Annotated in this window: 19 protein-coding genes; 11 read left to right on the forward strand and 8 right to left on the reverse strand. The window is 71.0% G+C overall.

The genetic code is table 11. The features are described from left to right. Positions 1 to 74: 74 nt before the first annotated feature. Both LNW72_RS04775 and LNW72_RS04780 read right to left on the reverse strand, forming a co-directional pair. Positions 75 to 854: a ferritin-like domain-containing protein gene (locus LNW72_RS04775; RefSeq protein WP_250974202.1), complete on the reverse strand. Its 780-nt coding sequence runs from the start codon at positions 852 to 854 to the stop codon at positions 75 to 77. 343 nt (positions 855 to 1,197) lie between these two features. Continuing rightward, the gene (locus tag LNW72_RS04780; RefSeq protein WP_250974203.1) at positions 1,198 to 4,401 is read right to left on the reverse strand and encodes a GH92 family glycosyl hydrolase; all 3,204 of its coding nucleotides are present in this window, start codon (positions 4,399 to 4,401) and stop codon (positions 1,198 to 1,200) included. 279 nt (positions 4,402 to 4,680) lie between these two features. Here LNW72_RS04780 and LNW72_RS04785 point away from each other — a divergent pair, with 279 nt between their 5' ends. From LNW72_RS04785 to LNW72_RS04805, 5 genes are all read left to right on the forward strand, one after another. Beyond that, positions 4,681 to 5,454: an ATP-binding cassette domain-containing protein gene (locus LNW72_RS04785; RefSeq protein ID WP_164292761.1), complete on the forward strand. Its 774-nt coding sequence runs from the start codon at positions 4,681 to 4,683 to the stop codon at positions 5,452 to 5,454. A gap of 23 nt (positions 5,455 to 5,477) precedes the next feature. Continuing rightward, positions 5,478 to 6,581, forward strand: coding sequence for an ABC transporter permease (locus LNW72_RS04790; protein ID WP_250974204.1), 1,104 nt, complete (start codon positions 5,478 to 5,480; stop codon positions 6,579 to 6,581). 72 nt (positions 6,582 to 6,653) lie between these two features. Continuing rightward, the gene (locus LNW72_RS04795; protein ID WP_250974205.1) at positions 6,654 to 7,634 is read left to right on the forward strand and encodes an ABC transporter substrate-binding protein; all 981 of its coding nucleotides are present in this window, start codon (positions 6,654 to 6,656) and stop codon (positions 7,632 to 7,634) included. A gap of 183 nt (positions 7,635 to 7,817) precedes the next feature. After that, complete coding sequence (locus LNW72_RS04800) at positions 7,818 to 8,849, forward strand: LacI family DNA-binding transcriptional regulator (RefSeq protein WP_250974206.1); 1,032 nt, start codon at positions 7,818 to 7,820, stop codon at positions 8,847 to 8,849. Positions 8,850 to 9,118: 269 nt separating this feature from the next. Next, positions 9,119 to 9,418 (forward strand): helix-turn-helix transcriptional regulator, encoded by a 300-nt coding sequence (locus LNW72_RS04805; protein ID WP_250974207.1) that lies wholly within the window; start codon positions 9,119 to 9,121, stop codon positions 9,416 to 9,418. Here the strand turns inward: LNW72_RS04805 and LNW72_RS04810 are convergent. After that, positions 9,400 to 9,777: a hypothetical protein gene (locus LNW72_RS04810; protein ID WP_250974208.1), complete on the reverse strand. Its 378-nt coding sequence runs from the start codon at positions 9,775 to 9,777 to the stop codon at positions 9,400 to 9,402. The genes LNW72_RS04805 and LNW72_RS04810 overlap by 19 nt on opposite strands. Between LNW72_RS04810 and LNW72_RS04815 the strand changes: the two genes are divergently transcribed. The 3 genes from LNW72_RS04815 to LNW72_RS04825 all read left to right on the forward strand — a co-directional run bounded on the left by LNW72_RS04815 (position 9,776) and on the right by LNW72_RS04825 (position 12,386). Further along, positions 9,776 to 9,931, forward strand: coding sequence for a hypothetical protein (locus tag LNW72_RS04815; protein ID WP_250974209.1), 156 nt, complete (start codon positions 9,776 to 9,778; stop codon positions 9,929 to 9,931). The two genes, LNW72_RS04810 and LNW72_RS04815, sit on opposite strands and share 2 nt — an antisense overlap. A 93-nt stretch (positions 9,932 to 10,024) precedes the next feature. Beyond that, a complete protein-coding gene (locus LNW72_RS04820; protein WP_250974210.1) occupies positions 10,025 to 11,560 on the forward strand; it encodes an MFS transporter in 1,536 nt (511 codons plus the stop codon). Between the two features lie 151 nt (positions 11,561 to 11,711). Beyond that, positions 11,712 to 12,386: a M15 family metallopeptidase gene (locus LNW72_RS04825; protein WP_250974211.1), complete on the forward strand. Its 675-nt coding sequence runs from the start codon at positions 11,712 to 11,714 to the stop codon at positions 12,384 to 12,386. Positions 12,387 to 12,447: 61 nt separating this feature from the next. Here the strand turns inward: LNW72_RS04825 and LNW72_RS04830 are convergent, their stop codons facing one another. From LNW72_RS04830 to LNW72_RS04840, 3 genes are read right to left on the reverse strand one after another with little or no spacing between them, the layout of a single operon-like run. Continuing rightward, positions 12,448 to 13,413 carry a helix-turn-helix domain-containing protein gene (locus LNW72_RS04830; RefSeq protein ID WP_250974212.1) on the reverse strand — a complete coding sequence of 322 codons (966 nt, stop codon included), beginning with the start codon at positions 13,411 to 13,413 and terminating at the stop codon, positions 12,448 to 12,450. 21 nt (positions 13,414 to 13,434) lie between these two features. Continuing rightward, a complete protein-coding gene (locus LNW72_RS04835; RefSeq protein ID WP_250974213.1) occupies positions 13,435 to 14,916 on the reverse strand; it encodes a carotenoid oxygenase family protein in 1,482 nt (493 codons plus the stop codon). Then, a complete protein-coding gene (locus LNW72_RS04840) occupies positions 14,906 to 16,144 on the reverse strand; it encodes an acetyl-CoA acetyltransferase (protein ID WP_250974214.1) in 1,239 nt (412 codons plus the stop codon). Before LNW72_RS04840 ends, LNW72_RS04835 begins: the two co-directional genes overlap by 11 nt. A 55-nt stretch (positions 16,145 to 16,199) precedes the next feature. Here LNW72_RS04840 and LNW72_RS04845 point away from each other — a divergent pair, with 55 nt between their 5' ends. Beyond that, a complete protein-coding gene (locus LNW72_RS04845; RefSeq protein WP_250974215.1) occupies positions 16,200 to 17,375 on the forward strand; it encodes an acetyl-CoA C-acyltransferase in 1,176 nt (391 codons plus the stop codon). 36 nt (positions 17,376 to 17,411) lie between these two features. On the opposite strand, the gene LNW72_RS04850 is transcribed toward LNW72_RS04845, so the two are convergent. Both LNW72_RS04850 and LNW72_RS04855 read right to left on the reverse strand, forming a co-directional pair. After that, positions 17,412 to 19,139 (reverse strand): class I adenylate-forming enzyme family protein, encoded by a 1,728-nt coding sequence (locus tag LNW72_RS04850; RefSeq protein ID WP_250974216.1) that lies wholly within the window; start codon positions 19,137 to 19,139, stop codon positions 17,412 to 17,414. Positions 19,140 to 19,194: 55 nt separating this feature from the next. Continuing rightward, a complete protein-coding gene (locus LNW72_RS04855; protein WP_250974217.1) occupies positions 19,195 to 20,160 on the reverse strand; it encodes an LLM class F420-dependent oxidoreductase in 966 nt (321 codons plus the stop codon). A 214-nt stretch (positions 20,161 to 20,374) separates the two neighbouring features. Here LNW72_RS04855 and LNW72_RS04860 point away from each other — a divergent pair, with 214 nt between their 5' ends. Next, positions 20,375 to 20,986, forward strand: coding sequence for a hypothetical protein (locus LNW72_RS04860; RefSeq protein WP_250974218.1), 612 nt, complete (start codon positions 20,375 to 20,377; stop codon positions 20,984 to 20,986). Between the two features lie 89 nt (positions 20,987 to 21,075). Then, positions 21,076 to 21,495 carry a hypothetical protein gene (locus tag LNW72_RS04865; protein ID WP_250974219.1) on the forward strand — a complete coding sequence of 140 codons (420 nt, stop codon included), beginning with the start codon at positions 21,076 to 21,078 and terminating at the stop codon, positions 21,493 to 21,495. Positions 21,496 to 21,497 lie beyond the last annotated feature (2 nt).

The raw sequence follows: 21,497 nt of genomic DNA on the forward strand, positions 1-21,497 counted from the left end.
CCGGCGATGGTGGTGCCAGACCCCCTATCGGCGAGTGCCCTCCCGCCCCCGCGTCGGGCGGCGGACGCGGCCTCTCAGCCGGCCCGGCCCGGTGAGACGGCCGCCCGGGACCGTGTCCGCTGGGGCGCGGCATCGGCCGGCTGCAGCGGCCGGGTGCCCAGGATGTCGGCGACGACGTCCGTGGACGACCGCATGACATCGGCGATGAACCGGCGCCGCGGCATGCCGAGATGGCGCAGCGCCGGACCGTGGTCCCAGGCGACGACGACGGTGGCACCGAGCAGCAGCAGTCGCCAGCCGGTCATCACAAGGACGCGCAGCACCCCGGGCAGTGCGCCGAGTGCCTCCCGCAGCCGCAGGCAGTGGAAGGGGACGTGCCGGCGCTCGTCCGCCAGGATCCGCGCCGCGACCTCGCTGACCAGCGGGTCCCCCGTGCCCTCGCTGACGGCCCGGTAGTACCGCAGGGCCACCACCTCGGCGATCATCAGGACCAGCAGTTCGAGTCTCAGGCCCAGCAGTCTGCGCAGCCGGACGAAGACCGAGTCGCTCCAGTGGGCCGCGATGGTCGGCATCCCGCCCGCGCCGAGCAGCAGCGACAGCAGTCGCGCGTGGTTCTGCTCCTCCGCCACGAACAGCCGGACCGCCGCGGCGTAGTCGCGGTCCCCGGCCTCGTCGGCCTTGCGGATCAGATTCGCCCCGTCGCCGTCCTCGCCGACCTGGAAGCGCTGCAGGCTGCGCGCGAGCGGCCGCGCCAGGCTCGCGCCGCCCGCCCAGTCAGGTTCGCCCTGTGCGCGCCGGTGCTCGATCTCGGCCTCGAATCCCCGTGTCCAGCCGGCGAATGTGGTCACGCTCATGCTGCCCCCGCTCATGCGTCATCTCTGGTGCGATGGCGAAGAACATAACATTGAACGTGTTCAAAACCTATGGCGGACCGAAACGGGCGCGCAGGAGAAAGGGTGCTGCGGCGGCCGGCGGCCGTCCGCCGAAGAGGGGCGGGCGGGTGGACCACACCCCCGTGTTGGTCCCCCCGCCGGCCTGCCGACCCGTCCCCCGTTGGCCTGAAACGGTTGCTCGGTCGGCGATGCCCAGCCTCATTGAGGGGGGTGGAGGCCGCAACTCCTTCAAGCACCTTCGAAGTGAGACGCGGCCGAGCCCCCGGTCGTCGACCGACGACCGGGGGCTCGGAAGGGCGGGTGATCAGCTGCCGTAGACCTCGAATTCATAGATCCGGGCGGCGGTGTCGGTGTTCTGGGTGGGCGTGATGACGGCGAGACGGGCGTAGCGGGCGGTGGCGTTGAACGGGTTGCTGGTGACGTCGGAGGTGTTGCCGCGCACCTGGGCCACCGTGGTCCAGGTGGTGCCGTCCGGGGAGACCTGCAGATCGAAGTCCTTGGTGTCCCAGCCGGCCGACTCCCCGCCGGCGCCGGCGTGCCGCACGGTGATCGAGCTGAGCGCGTGCGATCCGCCGAGGTCGACCTGGAGGGTCTTGGTTCCGGCGGCGCCCGAGCACCACTTGTCGGTGTTGCCTCCGGAGACGCTGCCGTTGACCGCCTTGTCAGGTGTCTCGGTGGTGGTACAGGAGGCGGACCCGGTGGCGGGCCGGTTCAGCGCCAGGTTGGCCGGGCCACTGCTGCCGCCCCCGTAGACCTCCAGTTCGTAGATCCGCACGGCGGTGGCTCCGCTGTTGCCGGGTGAGGTGACGGCGAGTTTGACGTAGCGGGCCTGCCGGGCGGCGATGGTGTTGTACGTCCTGCTGGACCGGGAACCGGTGACGGTCGTCGCGGTGGACCACGTCGTGCCGTCGGTGCTGGTCTGGATCTGGTAGGCACCGGTGTTCCAGGCGGTGTTCTCGCCGCCCAGTCCGGCGTGCTCGAGGACGAACGAGGAGACCGTCTGCACTGACCCGAGGTCGACCTGCATCGCCGGGCCCGTCGAGTTCGTGCACCACTTGCTGTTGTTCTTCAGCGTGCCGTCGACGGCCTTGTCCGCCGACTCCGCCGCCGCGCAGGGGGTCGAGGCGGTGGTCACCGGCTTGCCCTGGGCGAGGTTCGCGCCCAGTTCGGGAGCGGCCGGGACCGAGGTCCCGCCGTCCTGGAAGGACGGCGGCGCGTCGTTGGCGCCGGTGCCCCAGGTGGCGCTCGGCGTTCCGCCCATCGTGTAGTTCAGCGTGCCGCCGCCCGCCACGTCCGGATACCGCAGGTAGTTGTGGCTGGTGGAGGTGCCGTTGACGCTCAGACCCTGGACGTAGTTGCCCGAGCCCGAGGAGTTGATGGTGATGTCCCCGGCGGCCCGCTGGATCGTGATGGAGGGGAACGTCGGGCCGTGCACGGCGAGCGTGTCGGCGCCGGGGGTGGCCGGGTACATGCCGAGCGCCGCCCAGACGTACCAGGCGGAGGTCGCGCCCAGGTCGTCGTTGCCGGGCAGTCCGCCCGGTCCGGTGGTGAACGACTCGGTCATCACCTTGCGCACCGCGTCCGAGGCGCCGGACGGGTGACGGGCGTAGTCGTACGCCCACGGCACCCCGTGTTCCGGCTCGTTGCCGATGTAGTAGTACGGCCGGCTCTGCCCGGCGTTGACCTCGGTGAAGTGGTGGTCCAGGCGCTGCACGGCGGTCTGCCGGCCGCCCATCGAGTTGATGAGGTCGGCGAAGTCGTAGGTGACCATCCAGGTGTACTGGGCCGCGTTGCCCTCGGTGAAGGTGGACTGGCTGGCCGGGTCGAGGGGCCAGGGCCAGCTGCCGTCGCTGTTGCGCGGGTGCACGAACCCGGACTCGGCGTTGAACGTGTTGCGCCACCACTGGGCGCGCGTCATGTGCGTGTTGTAGCTCGTCGTGTTGCCCAGCGACTTGGCGAACTGCGCCGTCGCGAAGTCGGAGGCCGAGTACTCCAGTGAGTCCGACGGGTCGCCGTTGATGTAGTGCAGGCTGGTGAACGTGGACTGCCGGCCGCGGATCGCGGTGCCCTGGGCGGTGCCGCCGTTGGAGGACTTCTCCATCAGCGTCAGCGCGGCGGCGGTGTCGAAGTCACGGGCGCCGAAGGCGTACATGCTGCTCACGATGATGGGTCCTGGATCGCCCGTCATCACGAAGTCCTCGTTGGTCTGCTGCGACCACTTGGGCAGCAGCCCGCCCTGCTGGCCGTCGAGGACCATCGACTTGGCGATGTCACTCGCCTCGGTCGGCGCGATCAGCGCGATGAGGGCGGCCCAGGAACGGTAGATGTCCCAGCCGGAGTAGTTCTGGTACACGGGGTGGGCGGAGTTGTGCACCGCCCCGTCGAAGCCGCGGTAGTCCCCGTTGACGTCGCTGGAGACGTTCGGGCTCTGGAAGACGTGGTAGAGCGAGGTGTAGAACTTCTGCAGTTCGGTGGCGCCGCCGCTGGAGACCTGGACCCGGTTGAGGATCTGGTTCCAGGAGGTGTCCGCCGCGGTCCGTACGGCGTTGAAGTCCCAGCCGTTGTTCTCCGTGGTGAGGTTGGTCTTCGCGTTGGCGACGCTGACGTAGGACAGGGCGACCTTGAACTGGACGTTCTGACTGGCCGTGGTGTCGAAGGTGACGTAGGCGCCGGTGTTGGTGCCGTTCGCGCTCGCCGAGCCGGCCGTGACCGTGCCGCCGCTCCAGGTGCCGAAGCCGGTGGGGGCCTTGTCGAAGCGGATGTCGAAGAAGATCTGGTACGTCTTCGACGAGCCGCAGAACCCGCCGGCGGTGACGCTGCCGGTGACTTCCGAGCCGCTGATCTGGACCGAGCCGCTGCGGTTGCCGGTGGCGCTGCGGCTGGTGTTGATCAGCAGCCGGGACGTGGTGCCCGCGGGGTAGGCGAGCTTGCCCATGCCGGTGCGCGTGGTCGCGGTCAGCTCGACGTTGGTGGCGTACTTGTCCAGCCGGTTCTTGTAGTAGCCGGGCGCCGCGGCCTCGTTCGCCTTGGTGTAGCCGGACGCGTAGCTGGTCCAGCTGGTGCCGGGCGAGGCGCCCAGCGCGCCGGTGACCGGGAGGATCGGGAGGTCCTCGTTGTTCGAGCAGCCCGCACCGTCGAAGTGGGTGGCGCTGAAGTCCTCGATGGTGGTGTCCGAGGCGCGGTAGCCGGACGGTGAGGCGGTCGGGGTGTCCGGGCTCAGCTGGACGCCGCCGAACGGGACCACCGCGCCCGGATAGGTGCTTCCGCCGGCGCCGCCCGGCACCGGGTTGGGCGCGGTGCTGTCGTCGGTGCCGATGAACGGGTCGACGTACTGGGTCGGGTTCGACACGGCGGCGTGCGCCGGGGGCGAGGCGAACGCGACCGCGCCGACCGCGGTCAGCAGCAGGCAGGAGAAGGCCACACCGAGTCTCAGCAGCGGGGTCGCCCGTTCGGGTGGTGGACTGACGCCCGGGGCAGCACAGTGCCGGACGTAATGCGATCGGAGCACGGAGAACCACCTTGTCGTGGGGGAGGCCGCGGGCCGCGGGGCCGGCGTCCTGAAGGCACGGAGGATGCTCGAAGTGCATGTGAACGTTATCAATCGAAACAGGATTCTTGACGTGTCCCTGATTCCCTGTCAAGAGTGCTCACTGCGCCGAGAATCGCGAAATTGTCCGGACCTGGGCGGCTAAAACGTACCTGTGCGCAGAGTATTGACACGACATCAGGTCACCTCCACAATCCGGGAATCGCTGAGAACGTTACCAAGGCCCGGGGAGGCTTCTCGATGACAGAACCACTCCTGGAGGCGCGGGGGGTGACCAAGCACTTCGGTCATGTCCAGGCTCTCCAGGGCGCTGATTTCACCGCGTGGCCCGGCGAAGTCGTCGCACTCATCGGCGACAACGGCGCCGGGAAGAGCACTCTGGTCAAGACGTTGTCCGGCACCATCAGACCGGACGGCGGGCAGATCCTGGTGGACGGCGCGCCGGTGCGGCTGACCAGCCCGCTGGACGCCCGGCGGTACGGCATCGAGACCGTGTACCAGGACCTGGCGCTCGCCCCGGACCTGGACGCGGCGGCCAATCTGCATCTGGGCCGGGAGCTGTTCCGCGGCGGTCTGCTCGGCCGGCTCCATGTGCTCGACCGGGCGGCGATGCGCCGGTCGGCCGTCGCGGCCTTCGCCGAACTCGGGGTCGATCTGCAGGATGTGGGCGTCCCCGTGGCGTCCCTGTCGGGCGGTCAGCGCCAGTCGGTCGCCGTGGCCAGGGCGGTCGCCTTCGCCAATCGGATCATCTTCATGGACGAGCCCACCGCCGCCCTCGGCGTGGTGCAGCGGGGACGGGTGCTCGACACCATCAGACGCGTCCGGGACCGCGGTATCGCCGTCGTCCTGATCAGCCACAACATGCCCGAGGTGCTGTCGGTGGCCGACCGCGTCGAGGTACTGCGGCTGGGCCGCCGGGTGGCGCGGTTCACCGCCGCGCAGTCGTCGGTCGAGGAACTGGTCGGCGCCATGACCGGGGCACTGGACCCGGCGTCGAACGGTGGCGCGGCGTGAAGTCGGAAATGGCGGGACAGGACATGACGGAAACAGGAAAGCCGCGGCTGGAGAAGACGGAAGCCCGGGAGGCGGCACCCACCGGGTCCCCGGTACCGGCCGGGGACGGCTCGCCGGTGCCCCCGCGGCCGCGGATCACCGTGCCGGAGTGGGCGAAGCGCATCGCGGCGGTCAACGAGGCCTGGACGTTCGGCGTCCTGGTCCTCCTGGTCGCCTTCTTCACCATCGCCGCGCCGGGCACCTTCCTCACCCAGTACGACATCACCCAGATAGCCACCAACGCCGCGATCTACCTGGTGCTCGGCGTCGGCATGACCTTCGTCATCATCGTGGCCGGGATCGATCTGTCGGTCGGCTCGGTCCTCGTGCTCGCCGCCGTGCTGTCCGGCGAGTACACCGTGCACCACGGCGGCGCCGAGTCCGGCTGGGGCACCATCACGGTCGCCGCGCTGATAGCCCTGGCCACCGGCCTGGTGTGGGGCGCGGTCCAGGGCCTGTTGGTGGCCAAGGCCAAGGTGCCGCCGCTGATCGTCACCCTCGGCGGCTTCGGCGCGGCCCTGGGTCTCGCCCAGATCATCACCGGCGGGCAGGACCTCACCGGAGCCGTGTCGGGCAAGCTGCAGCACAGCATCGGGTTCGGCAAGCTCTTCGGGCAGATCCCCTGGCTGGTGGTCATCGCGTTCGGCACCACCGTCCTGTTCGGCCTGATGCTCGCCTACACCCGGTTCGGCCGCTACACGTACGCGATCGGCTCCAACGCGGAGGGCGCGCGCCGGGTCGGCATCTCGGTGGACCGGCATCTCGTGCTGGTCTACGCCCTGGCCGGACTGCTGGCCGGGCTCGGCAGCGTGATGTGGCTGGCCTACTTCGGCACCACGTCCATCGCCGGCCACTCCACCGACAACCTCAAGGTCATCACCGCGGTCGTGCTCGGCGGGGCCAGCCTCTTCGGCGGGCGCGGTTCGGTGCTCGGCACGGTGATCGGCGTCTTCATCCCGGCGGTCCTCACCACCGGCCTGATCATCATCGGCGTCCAGCAGTACTGGCAGGACGTCGCCATCGGCGTGGTCCTGGTCCTCGCCGTCTACCTCGACCAGTTCCGCAGGCGCAGCCGCGACCACGGCTGACCGCCGGCCCCGAACCCTCCCCCTGCTCCTCCGCTCCCCCTCGGGCCGCACCCTCACAGAAGGATCTCCGCCATGCACAGAGCCACGAAGTTCGCCGGATGCTGCGCGGTGCTGGCCGTGTTGGCCACCACCGCCGGCTGCAGCAGCGACGACAACGGGTCATCCGGCTCCGGGAAGAAGACCATCCAGCTGATCACCGGAGTCAAGAGCGACCCCTTCTACATCACGATGGCGTGCGCCGCCCAGGCCGAGGCCGCGAAGGTCGGCGTGGACCTCAAGACCAACGGCTCGGCGCAGTGGGACGTCGCGGTGCAGCGGCCGATCATCGACTCGGTCGCCGCCACCCATCCGGACGGCCTGCTGATATCCCCGGTGGACAGCACCGCGCTGACCCCCTCGCTCCAGCAGATCCAGGGCTCGGGCACCAAGGTCGTGCTCGTCGACACCTCGGTCACCGAGGCCTCGGTGGGCGTCTCCCGGATCTCCTCCGACAACGAGGCCGGCGGCAAGGCCGCGGCGAAGGCCCTCGCGCAGTTGATGGGCGACAAGGGCTCGGCCATCGTGATCAGCGTCAAGCCCGGTGTCTCCACCACCGATGCCCGCATCAAGGGCTTCACCGAGGAGATGCAGAGCAACCACTCCGGGATCACGCTGCTTCCCGTGCTGTACGACAACGACCTGCCGGCCACCGCCGCGTCGCAGATCCAGGCGACCCTCGCCGCGCACCCCGACCTCGGCGGCGTCTTCGCGGGCAACACCAACACCGCCCAGGGCGTGTCCACCGGACTGCAGGCCGCGGGCAAGCAGGGCAAGGTCAAGGTCGCCGCGTTCGACGCGGAACCCGACGAGATCACCGCACTCAAGAACGGCACCCTGGACGTCCTGGTCGCCCAGGACCCGGGCGGCATCGGCACCCAGGGCGTCGACCAGGCGCTGGCCGCGATCCAGGGCAAGAAGGTGACCGCGCAGATCGGCACTCCCATGGTCGCCATCACGAAGCAGAACATGACCGATCCCGCCATCACCAAGTACTTCTACAAGTCCGCCTGCTGATTCCCGGGCCGGGGGCGGGACCTGGGTGTTCACCCGGTCCCGCCCCCGGTCCCGGCGGCATGGGTGGGTAACGTTGGCGCCGCCGGTGCCCGGACCGCACGCGGGGAGTGCGGAGGGTCCCGCCGGCCATCAACCACGCGTCGGGTTCCGGCACCGCACCGGAACCCGTCGATGAGGAGGCCCGTGAAGCGCCCGACGATGAAGGACGTGGCCCGCGCCGCGGGAGTGAGTCCCATGACGGTCTCCCGTGTCATATCCGGCGAGTCGGCCGTGTCCCCGGACACCACGGCCCGAGTCGAGCAGGCGGTGCGGAAGCTGGGGTACCAGCGCAACGACAACGCCCGGAACCTGCGGTCGAAGAACCTGGGGACGTCCACCATCGGACTGGTGGTGGACGATCTGGCGAACCCGTTCTACGCCCTGATGGCGCGGTCCGTGGAGGACGAGGCGCACCGGCGCGGCTATCTCGTCCTGGTCGGCAGCACCAACGACGAGCCGCGCCGGGAGCAGGAGGTCGTCGCGGCGTTCTGCGCCCGGCAGGTCGACGGGCTGATCCTCGTGCCGACCATCGGCAACCACGGATTCCTCAAGCAGCCCATGGAGGGCGGCACCCGGGTCGTCTGTGTCGACCGGCCTGCCAAGGGGCTGGCGGTCGACACCGTCACCGTCGACAACCGCGCCGGGGCGAACCGGGCCGTCACGCATCTGCTGGACCACGGGCACACCCGGATCGCCTATCTCGGCGACCGGTTCGGCATCTGGACCCAGCGCGAGCGCTACGCCGGCTATCAGGAGGCCCTGGCGGCCCGGGGGGTGACGGAGGATCCCGAACTGGTCCGGCACGAACTGCGCTCCCAGCCCGACGCGGCCGCGGCGCTGGCCGAGCTGCGTGCCCTGCGCCACCCGCCGACCGCGCTGTTCACCAGCAACGACCTCATCACCATCGGTGTCATGGACGGTCTCGGCCAGGCCGAGGGCGGTCTGTTCGACCGGATCGCGATCGTCGGCTTCGACGACTTCCCGCTGGCCGAACGGCTGAGCCCGCCGCTGACGGTGGTGAGCCAGGACCCGGTGGCACTCGGCAGCACCGCGGCGAACCTGCTCTTCTCCCGGATCGACGGCGACCGCTCGGCGCCGCGTTCGGTGATCCTGCTGACCCGTTTCATCGTCCGCGGGTCGGGCGAGACTCGGGCCGACGGGCGCCGGCCCGTCTGACATACCGGGTGTGGGCCGTACCTCGCTGAGGGACGGCCCACACCGGTCCGCCGCCGGGCCCCCACCCGGATGACGGACGATCAGGCGGCGCGGGCCCGGAACGCGGCCGCGCTGTGCGCGCTCGCTCGGGCCGATGACACGCACCTCTGGTCCAGACATCCCCGACCCTACGAGCCGATCCGCAGCAAGTCCATGACTTGACGCAAAACATCGATCGCTGCCCGCAAGGTTGTGAGTTGGCCCGGGCCTCGGCTCTCTCAGCCTCCAGCGTGACCACGCGCCTCATCGCCGCCGTCACCACGTCCCCTGACACCTCACGTCAGCGGGCCGCGCCCACCCTGCTGGACCGGCTGACCGCCCGCGAACGGGAGGTCGCACTCGCGGTCAGCGAGGGTCTGACGAACTCGGAGATCGCCGCATCGCTCTCCATGGGCGTGGCCACCGTCAAGACACACGTCGGCAGCGTGTTCGCCAAGCTGGGGGTCTCGAACCGGGTCCAGGTCGCACGCTGCGTGCACGACGCCGGGACCGGACCCGGTACCGAATGCGATCAGGGCTCGTGGGTGTAGAAGATGTAGTACGAAGCGGCCGCGGCCGCCGCGCCGAAGCCGATGCCCATGCCGACGCACCTGAGGATGCTTTCGTCGGTCAGGCTGTGCAGGAATCCGACCGAGCAGCCGGCCAGTGTCCCGTAGGCGGCGGCGCGCAGCTCGCGCGGCAGGGCCTTCTGCGTTCTGCCGAGCAGGAAGCACAGCACGGCCACGGCGAAGCCGGCGACCACACCGAGCCCGATGTCTCCGGCGGTGAGCCCCTCGCCCCCGCGCGCGATGAAGGCCGCCCAGACGCCGTAGATCACGCCCAGCGTCACGGGCAGTGCCACCCCGAGCGAGCCCTGGTGCCGTACCGGCACGGTTGTGGAAGCGGCCATGACGGAACTCCTTCCGCTGTCTCTCTCCAGGTCACACCCGCACGCGCCGCACGGCAAGTGGATCACCGAGCACCGCCGGTCCCGCTGCCCTGCTGTCCGGCCCGGAGTCCGGGCAGCCGCCGGCCGGGTGGTGGCCACCCCCGGCGGCGGCTGACTCGTGGGGCGGGGCCGGCGGAGCGATACTGACCCCGTATGTCAGCGCCGCGCCTTTTGCGCAGGCCGGTCGTCCGGAAGATACGGGGCCCATGTGACCACCGACGGCAAGTCCCCCGCACCCGTGACCGCCCCACCGGCAGCGTCGCGTCGCTGGTGGGGGCTGGCCGTGCTGTCGCTGAGCCTGCTGGTGGTCGGGCTGGACACCACGATCCTCAATGTGGCGCTGCCGGCGCTGATCGAGGACATGCAGCCGTCGGCGCTGGAGCAGCTGTGGATCGTCAACGCCTACGCGCTGGTCATCTCGGGACTGCTGATCACGATGGGGGCGCTGGGCGACAGGACCGGGCGCCGCAGGCTGCTGATGGCGGGTCTGGTGGTCTTCGGCGCCGCTTCGGGGCTCGCGGTGGTGGCGGGCGATCCGCTGGGGCTGATCGGGGCGCGGGCGCTGCTGGGTCTGGGCGGCGCGATGATCATGCCCGCGACCCTGTCGATCCTGCGCAACCTCTTCCACGACCCCGACGAGCGCACCAGGGCGATCACCATCTGGGCCTCGGTCGCCGGGGCGGGCGCGGCGGCGGGACCGATCGTCGGCGGGCTGCTGGTGGAGCACTTCGGCTGGCATGCGGCGTTCCTGGTCAACATCCCGATCGTGGTGGTGGCGCTGGGCGCCTGCTGGATCCTTCTTCCGGAGTCGTCCAGCCCCTCCACCGCGAAGTGGGACTGGTGGAGCGTGCTGCTCTCGTTCGCCGGAATGGCCTCCCTGGTGCAGGGCATCAAGATGCTCGCCAAGCAGGGACCGCTGCATGTGACGTCCGGCGGCATGTTCCTGCTGGGCATCGTTCTGCTGGTGGTCTTCGTCCGCAGGCAGCTGCGGTTGCCCGATCCGCTGGTCGAGGTGCGGCTGTTCACGAACCGGGCCTTCACCCTGGGGGCGGTGGCCATCGTGCTGGCGCTGTTCGGGATGAGTTCGGTGCTGTTCCTGTTCACCCAGTGGCTGCAGCTCGTCCGGGGTCTGCAGCCCGCGGCGGCGGGGCTGTGGATGCTGCCCGCCATGCTGTCGATGTTCGCGATGTCGCTGCTGACGTATCCGCTGCTGGCCAGGGTCGCGGCGCGGACGCTGATCGCCGGCGGGCTGACGCTGCTCGCGCTGGGAACGGTGCTGCCCATTCTGGAGAGCTCCGACCCGCCGCTGATCGTCTCGCTGGTGTGCGTCGGCACCGGGGCGAGCATGGCCTTCACCTCGGGCTCCACCCTGCTGATGGGATCGGCTCCCGCCGACCGCGCGGGTGGCGCGGCGGCGATCGAGGAGACCGGCTTCGAGCTGGGCAACGTGCTCGGCATCGCCTTCCTCGGAAGCCTGGCCACGGTTTTCTACCACGGCGATCTGGTGGTCCCGGCCGGTGTCCCGGCGAACGTGGCGGAGCGCGCCAAGGACTCGCTGGGCGAGGCGGTCGTGGCCGCCGGCAGGCTCGGCGGGCCGGACGGCGCCGCGCTCACGGAAGCCGCCAGGACCGCGTTCACGGACGCCTTCGACACCACCGGGTGGATCGCCGCCGCGGTCCTCGTCGTGTCAGCCGCAGCGGTGATGGTCCTGGCGCCGGCCACCAGATTCCGCGGCGGCCACTGAGTCGGCAACCGAACGAGCCCGGCCCCGGCACCCCGGCCCGGGCGCCCGGCACAGGGCCGTTCGGGTCACCGCGCCCGGGTGGGGTGCGCCGCACGGGCGACCCGGCCACCGCAGCCGGTTGACCACGGCCCTCCCTGGTACCCCTCCTCCCATGCGACCTTCTCGAAGCACGGCCCACCGGCTCGGGGCGCTGGCGCTGACCGCCGCTCTTCTCTGCGGCTGGCCCCAGGCCATCGCCGCCGCGGCGCCGGACCCGGCCCTCGACGCCACCGTCGAAGCCGTCCCCCCGGAGAAGCTGGTCGACACCTACCGCGCCGGCTGTCCCGTGGGTCCGGACGATCTGCGGCTGATCGGGATGAACTACTGGGGCTACGACGGGACGGTGCATCCCGGCGAACTCATCGTCCACAAGAACGTCGTCGATCCCGTGGTGGAAGTCTTCACCAAGGCGTTCGCGGCACGTTTCCCCATCGCGCGGATGCAGGTGATGGCCGACTTCCACGGCGACGACGAGGCCGCGATGCGGGCCGACAACACCTCGGCGTTCAACTGCCGCCAGGTCACCGGGGATCCGGGGACGGAGTCGCAGCACTCCTACGGCGACGCCATCGACATCAACACCGTCGAGAATCCCTATGTCGACGTCAACGGCCGGGTCCACCCCGCCGAAGCCGCGGAGTTCCTGGACCGCGACCGGTCCGTACCGGGGATGATCCGGCCGGGCGATGTCGTGCACAGCGCCATGCAGGCCATCGGCTGGCAGTGGGGCGGCCGCTGGGACAACCCCGACTACCAGCACTTCTCCCGGAACGGCCGCAGCTTGTGACCGGCCCGGAACGGCAGCGGCCTGTGACGGGTCGAGCGGTGCAGGAGGAGGACCGGACCCGTCACCTGGCCCGGACCGGAACGGGCGCGGCCGGTTCCTCGCCGATGACCTGTACGTCGCTGTCGCACAGCACCTGACGGCATCCGTCGCACACCAACCGCGGCGCGAAGTCCGCCCCGCAGCCCAGGTGGGTGGAGAGCAGGGCCGGCCCCTCGGGAGCCAGGAACCAGTGCTGACCCCAGTCGATCAGCGTCATCACGACGGGGAAGAAGGCGCGGCCCTTCGCGGTGAGCCGGTACGAGCCGCGGCCCGGTTCGCCCGGCAGGGCCTCCAGCACGCCCAGCGCGCAGAAGGTCCGCAGCCGGTCGGCGATCATCGCCGGCGGGGCACCGAGCCGCTGCTGGAACTCGCCGAATCGGTGCGCGCCGAGGAACGCCGCTCCGAGCAGCCCGACCGACCAGCGGTTGCCGATCAGGGACATCGTCTCGGGGAACAGCCCGGCACCGCTCTCCGCGCCCGCGGCGCTGCGCCGCCGGGTGGCGCCCGACGGGATGGAGCGTCCGGCGGCCCCGCTCGGTCCGAGAACGCTGCTCACCTCGCGCGGACGCACCGGCTGCTCGCAGCCGCCGCACACCATGACCGGCTCCATGTGCCGCCCGCAGCCGCGGTGCCGCATCCACGGCAGCCGCTCGCTGTGCGCGTCGACCCAGCGGTACTCCCAGCCCCAGATGGAGACCAGCACCGGCCAGATCTCCCGCCCGCGCGGCGTCAGCTGGTACGCGTAGCGGACCGGCCGCTGCTGGTACGCGTCGCGCACCAGCAGCCCCATGTCGGTCAGCCGGGTGAGCCGGGCGGTGAGCACCGCGTTCGAGATCGGCAGCCGGTCGTGCCAGTCCTGGTACCGGCGGACGCCCTGCAGCGCGTAGCGGAGGATCAGCAGCGTCCACTCGTCGCCCAGCAGGCCGAGTGCCACCGCGATCGCGTTCTGCCCGCCGGGCGGCAACCGGGTCGGTGCGGCGTCGTCCACTCGGCTCCCTCCGCGTTCGCGTTACAGCATGCTCGTCCCGTCCTGCCAGCCCGGCAGCGCGGAGCCGGCCGCCCACGTCGCGTGCGTACCGCTGGAGATCCGTTCCGGCAGTCGCACCCGGGCGATCGGCCCGTCGGTGAGGCGCGCGGCGTCGAAGACGAGGCACTCGGAACGATCGGCGTTCACGTCCGTCGTCAGCGTAACAAGGTAGCCGTCGTCCTCCGCGGTCGCGCCGGGCCGCGGGGCCATCGCGGTCTCGCTGCCGTACACGCCCTCGGGCAGCGCGTACCGCTCCTCGCTCCCGGTGTGCAGATCGTGCTTGACGATGCCGTCGAAGAGGAACCAGCCGGGGCGCTGGGTGGCGGCGTACGTGTACCGGTACGGCTGTCCGCCGAGGTTCGGGTTGATCATCCCGAACTCGGTGAACCGCTCGCTGAGCCGCTCCTCCTTCACCTGCCCGGTCACCAGGTTCAGCCGCCAGCGGTGCAGCCGGGTCTCCATCCGCTCCAGCGCCAGGAAGCGGAACATCCGCTGGTAGACGCCCTCCCCACGGGGGTCGGCCGGTTCGGGGCAGCCCTGGTGGAAGCCGTCGATGACGATCTCGTCGCCGTCCTCGTAGGCGTTGGCGAAGTGCAGGACGTACGTCGGGTCGGCCTCGAACCAGCGGACCTCGGTGCCGTACCGGGGGACGACCCCGAAACGGCTCGGCAGGTCGCGGTGGAAGCGGGAGGCGTACTTGCCCTGGGCGATCAGGGCCGGGTCCCAGAACAGCGGGAAGTCGTTCAGGATCGCGTAGTTCTCGGTGAACGCCATGTCGTGCGGCAGCCGCGGGCCGGGCAGCGGGACGTCGGTGAGGTGCTTGAGCCGGTTGTCCGGGCCGACCACTCCGTAGCGCAGATAGGGCGCCTCGGTGGCGTAGCTGAAGAAGAGCAGCTCCCCCGTCCGCTCGTCGACCTTGGTGTGCGCGGAGACGCCCCAGTCCGGCGCCCAGGGCGACTTGCCGATGGTCTCCAGGGTGAGCGGGTCCAGCCGGTAGAGGTCACCGCACTGCCAGAAGCTGCTCAGCGCCTGCCCGGCGTGGACGACGATGTCGGTGCTGGAGGCGTCCTTCATCCGGGTGCGCGCACCCCAGCCGTCGGCGCGCAGCGACAGCACGGGCCGCTCGGCGATGCCCGCCCACAGCGCCTTCCCGGCCTCCTGTTCGGCGGCGAAGCCGTCGGTGCGCACGAAGCGGTTGCGGTAGAAGGCCTTCCCGTCCCGGAAACCCACCACGTGGATCATGCCGTCGCCGTCGAAGGGGTGGTACAGCGAGATGGCGGGGTGCACGGGGTTCTCGGTGTTGCGCAGATAGACGCCTTCGAGGTCGGCCGGGATCTCACCGGTCACCTCCAGATCGTCCGCCCGCCACTCGGTGGTCTGCGGCCGCCAGGGGCCGGTGCGGTACGGGTGGTCGTCGTCCTCCGGCAGCGTCGACAGGGCGCGCCCGACGATCTCAACGTCCATGGGTTTCCTCCCCTTCCACGACGAAGCCGACCGTGGTGGTCGTGCTCCCGCCGATGTTGAGTGTGGCGAAGCGCCGTGCTCCCTCGACCTGGTAGCCGCCGGCCCGGCCGGTGACCTGAAGGCTCGCGTCGAGCAGCATCCGCACGCCGGTGGCGCCCACCGGGTGGCCGCCGCCGATCAGTCCGCCGCTCGGGTTGACCGGGATGCGGCCGCCGATCTCCAGGTCGCCGTTCTCGACGGCCTGCCAGCTCAGTCCCGGCGCGGTGATGCCGCAGTGGTCGATCGCCATGTACTCGGACATGGCGAAGCAGTCGTGCGTCTCCAGCCCGTCGACCTGGTCGATGCCGTCGATCCCGGCCCGGCCGAAGGCGTCGAGCACCGTCTGCCGCACATGCGGGAGGACATACGGCTCCCCCGCGCTGCGGTCGGTCTTCTGTCGCAGCGGCAGTCCGGCCGTGCGGTGTCCCCATCCCGCGATCCTGGCCGGCTTCCGCGCGCGACGGCCGGCGGGCGCGCGGTCCGCGAGCCAGCGGTCCGAGACCAGGACGACACCCGCGCCGCCGTCGGTCATCTGGCTGCACTCCTGGCGGCGCACCCGGCCCTCGATGACGGGGTTGGCGTGGTCGTCGGCGGTGAAGCTCGCCTCGGTGAGCTTCCAGTCCCGGGTCTGCGCCTGGGGATTGGCTCGCCCGTTGCGGTAGTTGAGCTCGGCGATCGCCCGCAGATGGGCGTCGTCCAGGCCGTACCGCGCCGCGTACTCGTCGGCGAGCGCGGAGAACATGTACGGCCACATGAAGGTCGCGTCCTGGCCCTCGTGCCCGGTCCAGGCCGCCGCGCCCAGATGGCGGGCCGCCTCGTCGCCCGGCACCGTCTTCTCCAACTCCACGCCGATGACGAGCGCGCAGTCGTAGCGGCCCGACTCCAGATCGGCCATGGCGGAGAGCACCGCGATCCCGCCGGAGGCGCAGGCCGCCTCATGGCGCGAGGCGGGCACGCCCCACAGCCGGTCCTCCACGGTCGCGGGCATCCCGCCGAGCTGGCCCTGGCCGGTGAAGAGCTGACCGAAGGCGTTGCCGACGTGGATGACGCCGATGTCCTCGGGCTCCACTCCCGCGTCGGCCAGTGTCCCGTCGACCACCTCCCGTACCAGATCGGAGAACTCCAGTCCGGCGCGTGCCCAGTTGCGGGCGAAATCCGTCTGATGACCGCCCAGCACCCATGTGTTCATCCGTCACCTCCGATGCGATGCTACAACTAACAGAGTCACTCGAGAAGGGACCGCGATGGACGACGTCTACGTGCTCGACTACGTACGCACCCCCCGGGGCAAGGGCTCCTCGCGCGGCGCGCTGCACGGCATCAGCCCCGTCGAGCTCACCGTCGGCCTGCAGCACGCCCTCACCGACCGGGGTCTTGACCCCGCGCTGGTCGAGGACGTCGTCATCGGTACGGCGTCCCAGGTGGACGAGCAGGGCGCGAACCTCGCGAGAACCGCGACGCTGCTCGCCGGCTGGGGCGACGGCGTTCCCGGCGGCACCGTCAACCGCTTCTGCGCCTCGGGTATCGAGGCGGTCGCCCAGACCGCCGCCCGGATCCGGGCCGGCGATCTGCGGACCGCGGTGGCCGGCGGGGTCGAGAGCACCTCCAGGGTCCCGATGTTCAGCGACCGCGGGCCGCTGTTCTGCGACCCCGACACCATCCGGCGGGTGGGCTCGGTCCACATGGGCATCGCGGCCGACCTCAACGCGACCCTCGACGGCTGGACGCGCGCCGAACTCGACGCCTACGGGCTGGAGACCCAGCGCAAGGCCGCCGCCGCGTGGGAGGCCGGGTACTTCGACGCGAGCGTCATCCCGGCGGGCGGCCTGAAGCACGACGAACTGATCCGCCCGGCCACCACACCGGAGTCGCTGGCCGCGCTGGAACCCGCGTTCGCGGTCCTCGGGGCGGAGGGACAGGACGCCCTGGCGCTGGCCGCCCACCCCGAGGCCGGCCGGATCGAGCACCTGCACACCGTCGGCACGTCACCGGCCCTCGCCGACGGCGCCGCCCTGCTCCTGCTGGGCGGCGCGGACTCCGGACGGCGCCCCCGCGCCCGCATCGTCGCCTCCGCCACCGCGGCCACCGACCCGGTGATCATGCTGACGGCCGGACAGACCGCCGTGGAGCGGGTCATCGCCAAGGCGGGTCTGCGCCCCGCCGACATCGACGTCTTCGAGTTCGCCGAGGCGTTCGCCGCGCTCTGTCTGCGGTTCCGCCGCGACCTCGACGCGGGCCCCGACCGGCTCAACCCCAACGGCGGGACCATCGCCATGGGGCACGCCTTCGGCGCCACCGGGGCCGTCATGGTCGGCTGCTGCGTCGAGGAACTGGAGCGCCGGGCGGGCCGGTACGGCGTCGCCGCGGTCAGCGGCGCCGCCGGCCTCGGGGTGGCGGTCCTCCTCGAACGCGTCCCGTAGCGCGGGGGGCGACGAACCGCCGGTCGGAGCCGCCGGTCACAGGCTGTCGCGCAACACCCGTTTGAGCACCTTGCCGACGGGGTTGCGTGGCAGTGCGTCGCGCAGCTCCAGCCGTTCGGGCAGTTTGTACGAGGCGATGTGCCGCTCCTTGAGATAGCCGACCAGATCGTCCAGCACGAGCGGCGACCGGGCGACGACCACCGCGCAGGCCTTCTCGCCCAGCACCTCGTCGGGATAGCCCACGACCGCGACCTCGGCCACCGCGGGATGCCCGGCGAGGAGCTGTTCCAGCTCCGCGGGGGCGATGTTCATCCCACCGCGGATCACCACGTCCTTCGCCCGGTCCACGTACTTGAGGAACTGCCCGCGGTCGCCCGCGATCTCGAAGAGGTCGCCGGTCATGAGATACCCCTGGTCGTCGAAGGGACTCGGCAGGTCCGTGCCGCCGAGATAGCCCGCGAAGACCTGCGGGCTCTTGATCCGCAACTCCCCCGGCCGGCCCGGCTCCTCGATGTCCTCACCGGTGGCGGCGTCGACGATCCGCACCTTCGTCCAGGCGGCGCCACGGGTGGACCACTCGACGCCGGGCACCCCGTACCGGGGGAAGAAGCGCGCCCGCTCCTCCGGATCCGGCACGTCGTACGGGTCGGTGAGCATCCCCGTGCCCTCGTTCGACCCGAAGAAGTTGATGACGCCGATCCCGTACCTCTCCTGCCAGCCGCGCACCATCGCCGGGGAGAGCGGCGCCGAACCGGAACCGATCCGGGTGAGCGAGGAGATGTCGGTGCTCGCGAGGAGTTCGTCCCTGGCGAGCAGCATGGTCAGCAGCGCCGGCGGCGCGACGGTGTAGGTGACGTGCTCCTCGGCGATCTGCCGCAGGAACACCGGCAGATCGAAGGGGTGGTGCTGGACGAGGACGCACCCGATCCGGAGCCACGGCAGGAACAGCCCCGCGAAACCGGCCATGTTGACCATCGGGAAGGGATTGAGCAGCACATCGTCCGCGGTCATCCTCGGCGCTTCGAGACACGTCCAGGCGATGGCCAGCCAGTCGTTGTGGCAGCGCGGAACCCCCTTCGGGGTGCTCTCGGTGCCCGAGGTCCAGCAGATGGTGACGCAGTCGTTCGGATCGACGGGGTGCTCGCGGGTGTACGCCGCGACGTCGGCCGGGTCGTACGGCGACCGCAGTTCGGCGTCGAGCGATATCGCCCCGGGCGGCAGGTGACGGCCGGCCGCGTCGGATGCTCCGAACTCTCCGTACGCTCCGTATGCGAACAGCAGCCGCAGCCCTGGCAGCCGGTCGCGCAGAGCGTCGACCTCGGCGGCGATCTCCCGCTCGCCGACCCGCACCGCCGTGATGAACGCGGTGAACTCCGCCAGCCCGCCCAGCTGCACCGTCTCGTGCTCGCGGTACTGCACCGGCAGCGGGGAGACGATCACGCCGATCCGCCAGCAGGCGAGATAGACGCACACCAGCTCGACGATGTTGGGCAGTTGCACCCCCACCACATCGCCCTGACCGAGGCCGTGCCGCAGCAGTACGGCCGCGAAACGGTCCACGTCCGCGTCGAGTTCGGCCCAGCTCAGCCTGCGGACCGGCATCCCCACCAGGTCCGGCTTGTTCAGCGGGTCGACCAGTGCGAGCCGGCCGGGATGCCGCCGTACGCGCTCCCGCAGCAGCGAGTCCGTGGTCTCGCCGTCCCACCAGCCCGCCCTGGTGTACTCGGCGACCCGTTCGGCCGGATGCAGTCTCCGTGCCCCCATGATGTCTCTCCCCTCCACCGATCGGCCGGTCCACCCCTGCGCTGAGCCGGCTGAGCTACCGGTCCCGCAACAGGGCGAGCGTCCGCTCGCCTCCTGGGTCGGCGTCCGTGCTCGACGCGACGACCGCGACCTCGTCCACCCCTGCCGCCGCGTACTCCGCGAGCCTGGCCCGTACCGTGTCCAGGTCGCCGACCAGCCCGACCGCTGCGGTCAGTTCGGCCGGCACCGCCGCGAGCAGCTCCCGCGGGTGCGGGCGTGACCGCGCGAACTCCACGACCTCGGCGAAACCCGCCTCGATGAACATCTCGGCGTAGCCGGGCGCCGCGAGGTAGCCGACCACCCCGCGCCGCAGTTGCTCCACCGCCTCCGGGGACGGATCGACGGCGGCCGTCACCCAGGCGGCCACCCGCGGCGACGGGCGGCCCAGCGCCTCGGCCTCCGCGCGCATCCGCCCGACCAGCTTCGCCGCCGAGGCCGGTGTGAGGAGGTTCAGCACCATCCGGTCGGCGAACGCGGCCGCCGTGCGGACCGCCGCGGGGCCGAAGGCGGCCACCGTCAGCTGCGACTTGGGGGCCGGCAGCCGCAGCCGGTAACCGCTGGTGCGTACGACCTCCCCCTCCGAGGTGGTCCGCTCCCCGTCCAGCAGCTGTCGCAGCGCCGTCGCCGACTCCCGCAGCGCCACCCCGCTGCGCCGGTGCGAACGGCCGTGCCACTGCTCGACGACGACCGGGCTGGAACTGCCGATCGCCACATCCACCCGCCGCCCGGTGAGGGCCGCCACCGAGGCGGCCCCGCGGGCGATCGTCATCGGATCCCGAACGGCCACGGCGAGCGGGCCGACGGTCAGCGGGATGCTCCGGGTCCGGAGTCCGACGGCGGTGGCGAGGGCGAACACGTCATAGGTGGCCATCTCACCGAGCCACAGCTCCTCGTACCCGTTCCGCTCGGCGGCCGCCGCGGTGAGCAGCGCCTCCTCCGGCGGCCGGTCCTGCCAATAGCCCAGCGACACCGACAACTTCACGTGCTTCAGCCTCCCCGACCGCAGCCCACGAACCCCACGAATCCACGCTACGCCGACGCTACAATAAGCAGAGTGACCAGACCACCCCTCCCGCAGCGCCGAACCGCGCGGCGAACACCGGAGGCCGGCGGATCGGTCGGCGCGGCCGGACAACCATCGGGACCCGGGGTCCGTCCTACTGGGCAGCACTCCCTGAAGACCGAGGCCATCACCCATGCCCTTCGCCCGCGCGACCGCCACGACCCTGCTCGGTGCGGCGCTGCTCCTGACCGCCGCACCGTACGCCCTCGCGGACTCCGGCATGTCGCTCTCCGTGGATCCGGCCTCCAGCCGGCAGCGGGGCCGGGAGGTCACGTTCACCGTCGCCGTCGACGAGTCCGACCTGAGCCACGGCAAGGGGACGTTCACCCTTGAGTCCCGTGCCTTCGTCAAACCGGTCGGTGTCACGAAGGAGCGGTTCCACGACGGCAAGGGCGGGCAGTTGTACGCGAAGGCCATGGCCATGGTGCTCTGCGACATCGAACCCGGTCCCTACACCGTGGAGTTGAAGGCCGGGGCCGGCGGCCAGGCCGCCGCCGCCGTGACCCTGACGGTCGTGCCGGCGATGGACCCCGGGAACCGGTCGTTCTGCGACGACCCGTCCACGAGCTACGACGCGGTCGCCGACCGGACGAGCGAGGCGGCGGCCGACGACAACGTGGGCCATGACGGCATCGGCGTCGGTACCGTCGTCGCCGGCGGCGTGGGCATCGGCCTCCTCAGCTCCCTCGCGACCGGCTTCGCCCTCACCCGATGGCAGCGCAGGGCGGGACGCCCGAAGGCCTGACGCACAGCACGCGCAGCACGCACAGTTTCCGTCGCGATCCGATGTAAAGAATCATAGACATCGTGTCAGCTCTGCCATACATTCATGCCATGTCATTCGACGAGAAGAACGCCTGGGTCTACGCCGTGGTCGCGATCGGCGGCTACGCGGGCTACCTCGCGGTCATCCTCGGCAGAGCGCAGGGTGTCCCGCTCACCACGGTCGCCTACGTCATGCCGATGATCCTGGCCATCAGCGCCGCGACCGCGGCCTCGATCGTGGGCCACATCGTGATCGCCGCCGCCTGGCCCAAGGAGGCCGGCAGGACCGACCAGCGGGACAAGGAGATCCACCGGCTCGGTGAGTACATCGGCGGAATCGTCCTGGGCATCGGCGTCGTGGTGCCGCTCGGCCTGGCGATGGCGGAGGTCGACTACTTCTGGATCGCCAACGCGATCTACCTGGCGTTCGTGCTGTCCGCGCTCTGCGGAACCACGGTGAAGCTCGTCACCTACCGCCGGGGGTTCTAACC

Origin of the sequence: Streptomyces sp. RKAG293 (assembly GCF_023701745.1) — a bacterium.
Taxonomy (GTDB): domain Bacteria; phylum Actinomycetota; class Actinomycetes; order Streptomycetales; family Streptomycetaceae; genus Actinacidiphila.

Excerpts from the sequence above, each read along its gene's own strand:
- LNW72_RS04840 (WP_250974214.1), bottom strand. The coding sequence starts at position 16,144 with ATGAACACATGGGTGCTGGGCGGTCATCAGACGGATTTCGCCCGCAAC.
- LNW72_RS04790 (WP_250974204.1), top strand. The coding sequence starts at position 5,478 with ATGACGGAAACAGGAAAGCCGCGGCTGGAGAAGACGGAAGCCCGGGAG.
- LNW72_RS04815 (WP_250974209.1), top strand. The coding sequence starts at position 9,776 with ATGACGGAACTCCTTCCGCTGTCTCTCTCCAGGTCACACCCGCACGCG.
- LNW72_RS04860 (WP_250974218.1), top strand. The coding sequence starts at position 20,375 with ATGCCCTTCGCCCGCGCGACCGCCACGACCCTGCTCGGTGCGGCGCTG.
- LNW72_RS04810 (WP_250974208.1), bottom strand. The coding sequence starts at position 9,777 with ATGGCCGCTTCCACAACCGTGCCGGTACGGCACCAGGGCTCGCTCGGG.
- LNW72_RS04785 (WP_164292761.1), top strand. The coding sequence starts at position 4,681 with ATGACAGAACCACTCCTGGAGGCGCGGGGGGTGACCAAGCACTTCGGT.
- LNW72_RS04775 (WP_250974202.1), bottom strand. The coding sequence starts at position 854 with ATGAGCGTGACCACATTCGCCGGCTGGACACGGGGATTCGAGGCCGAG.
- LNW72_RS04795 (WP_250974205.1), top strand. The coding sequence starts at position 6,654 with ATGCACAGAGCCACGAAGTTCGCCGGATGCTGCGCGGTGCTGGCCGTG.
- LNW72_RS04865 (WP_250974219.1), top strand. The coding sequence starts at position 21,076 with ATGTCATTCGACGAGAAGAACGCCTGGGTCTACGCCGTGGTCGCGATC.
- LNW72_RS04825 (WP_250974211.1), top strand. The coding sequence starts at position 11,712 with ATGCGACCTTCTCGAAGCACGGCCCACCGGCTCGGGGCGCTGGCGCTG.
- LNW72_RS04845 (WP_250974215.1), top strand. The coding sequence starts at position 16,200 with ATGGACGACGTCTACGTGCTCGACTACGTACGCACCCCCCGGGGCAAG.
- LNW72_RS04850 (WP_250974216.1), bottom strand. The coding sequence starts at position 19,139 with ATGGGGGCACGGAGACTGCATCCGGCCGAACGGGTCGCCGAGTACACC.
- LNW72_RS04835 (WP_250974213.1), bottom strand. The coding sequence starts at position 14,916 with ATGGACGTTGAGATCGTCGGGCGCGCCCTGTCGACGCTGCCGGAGGAC.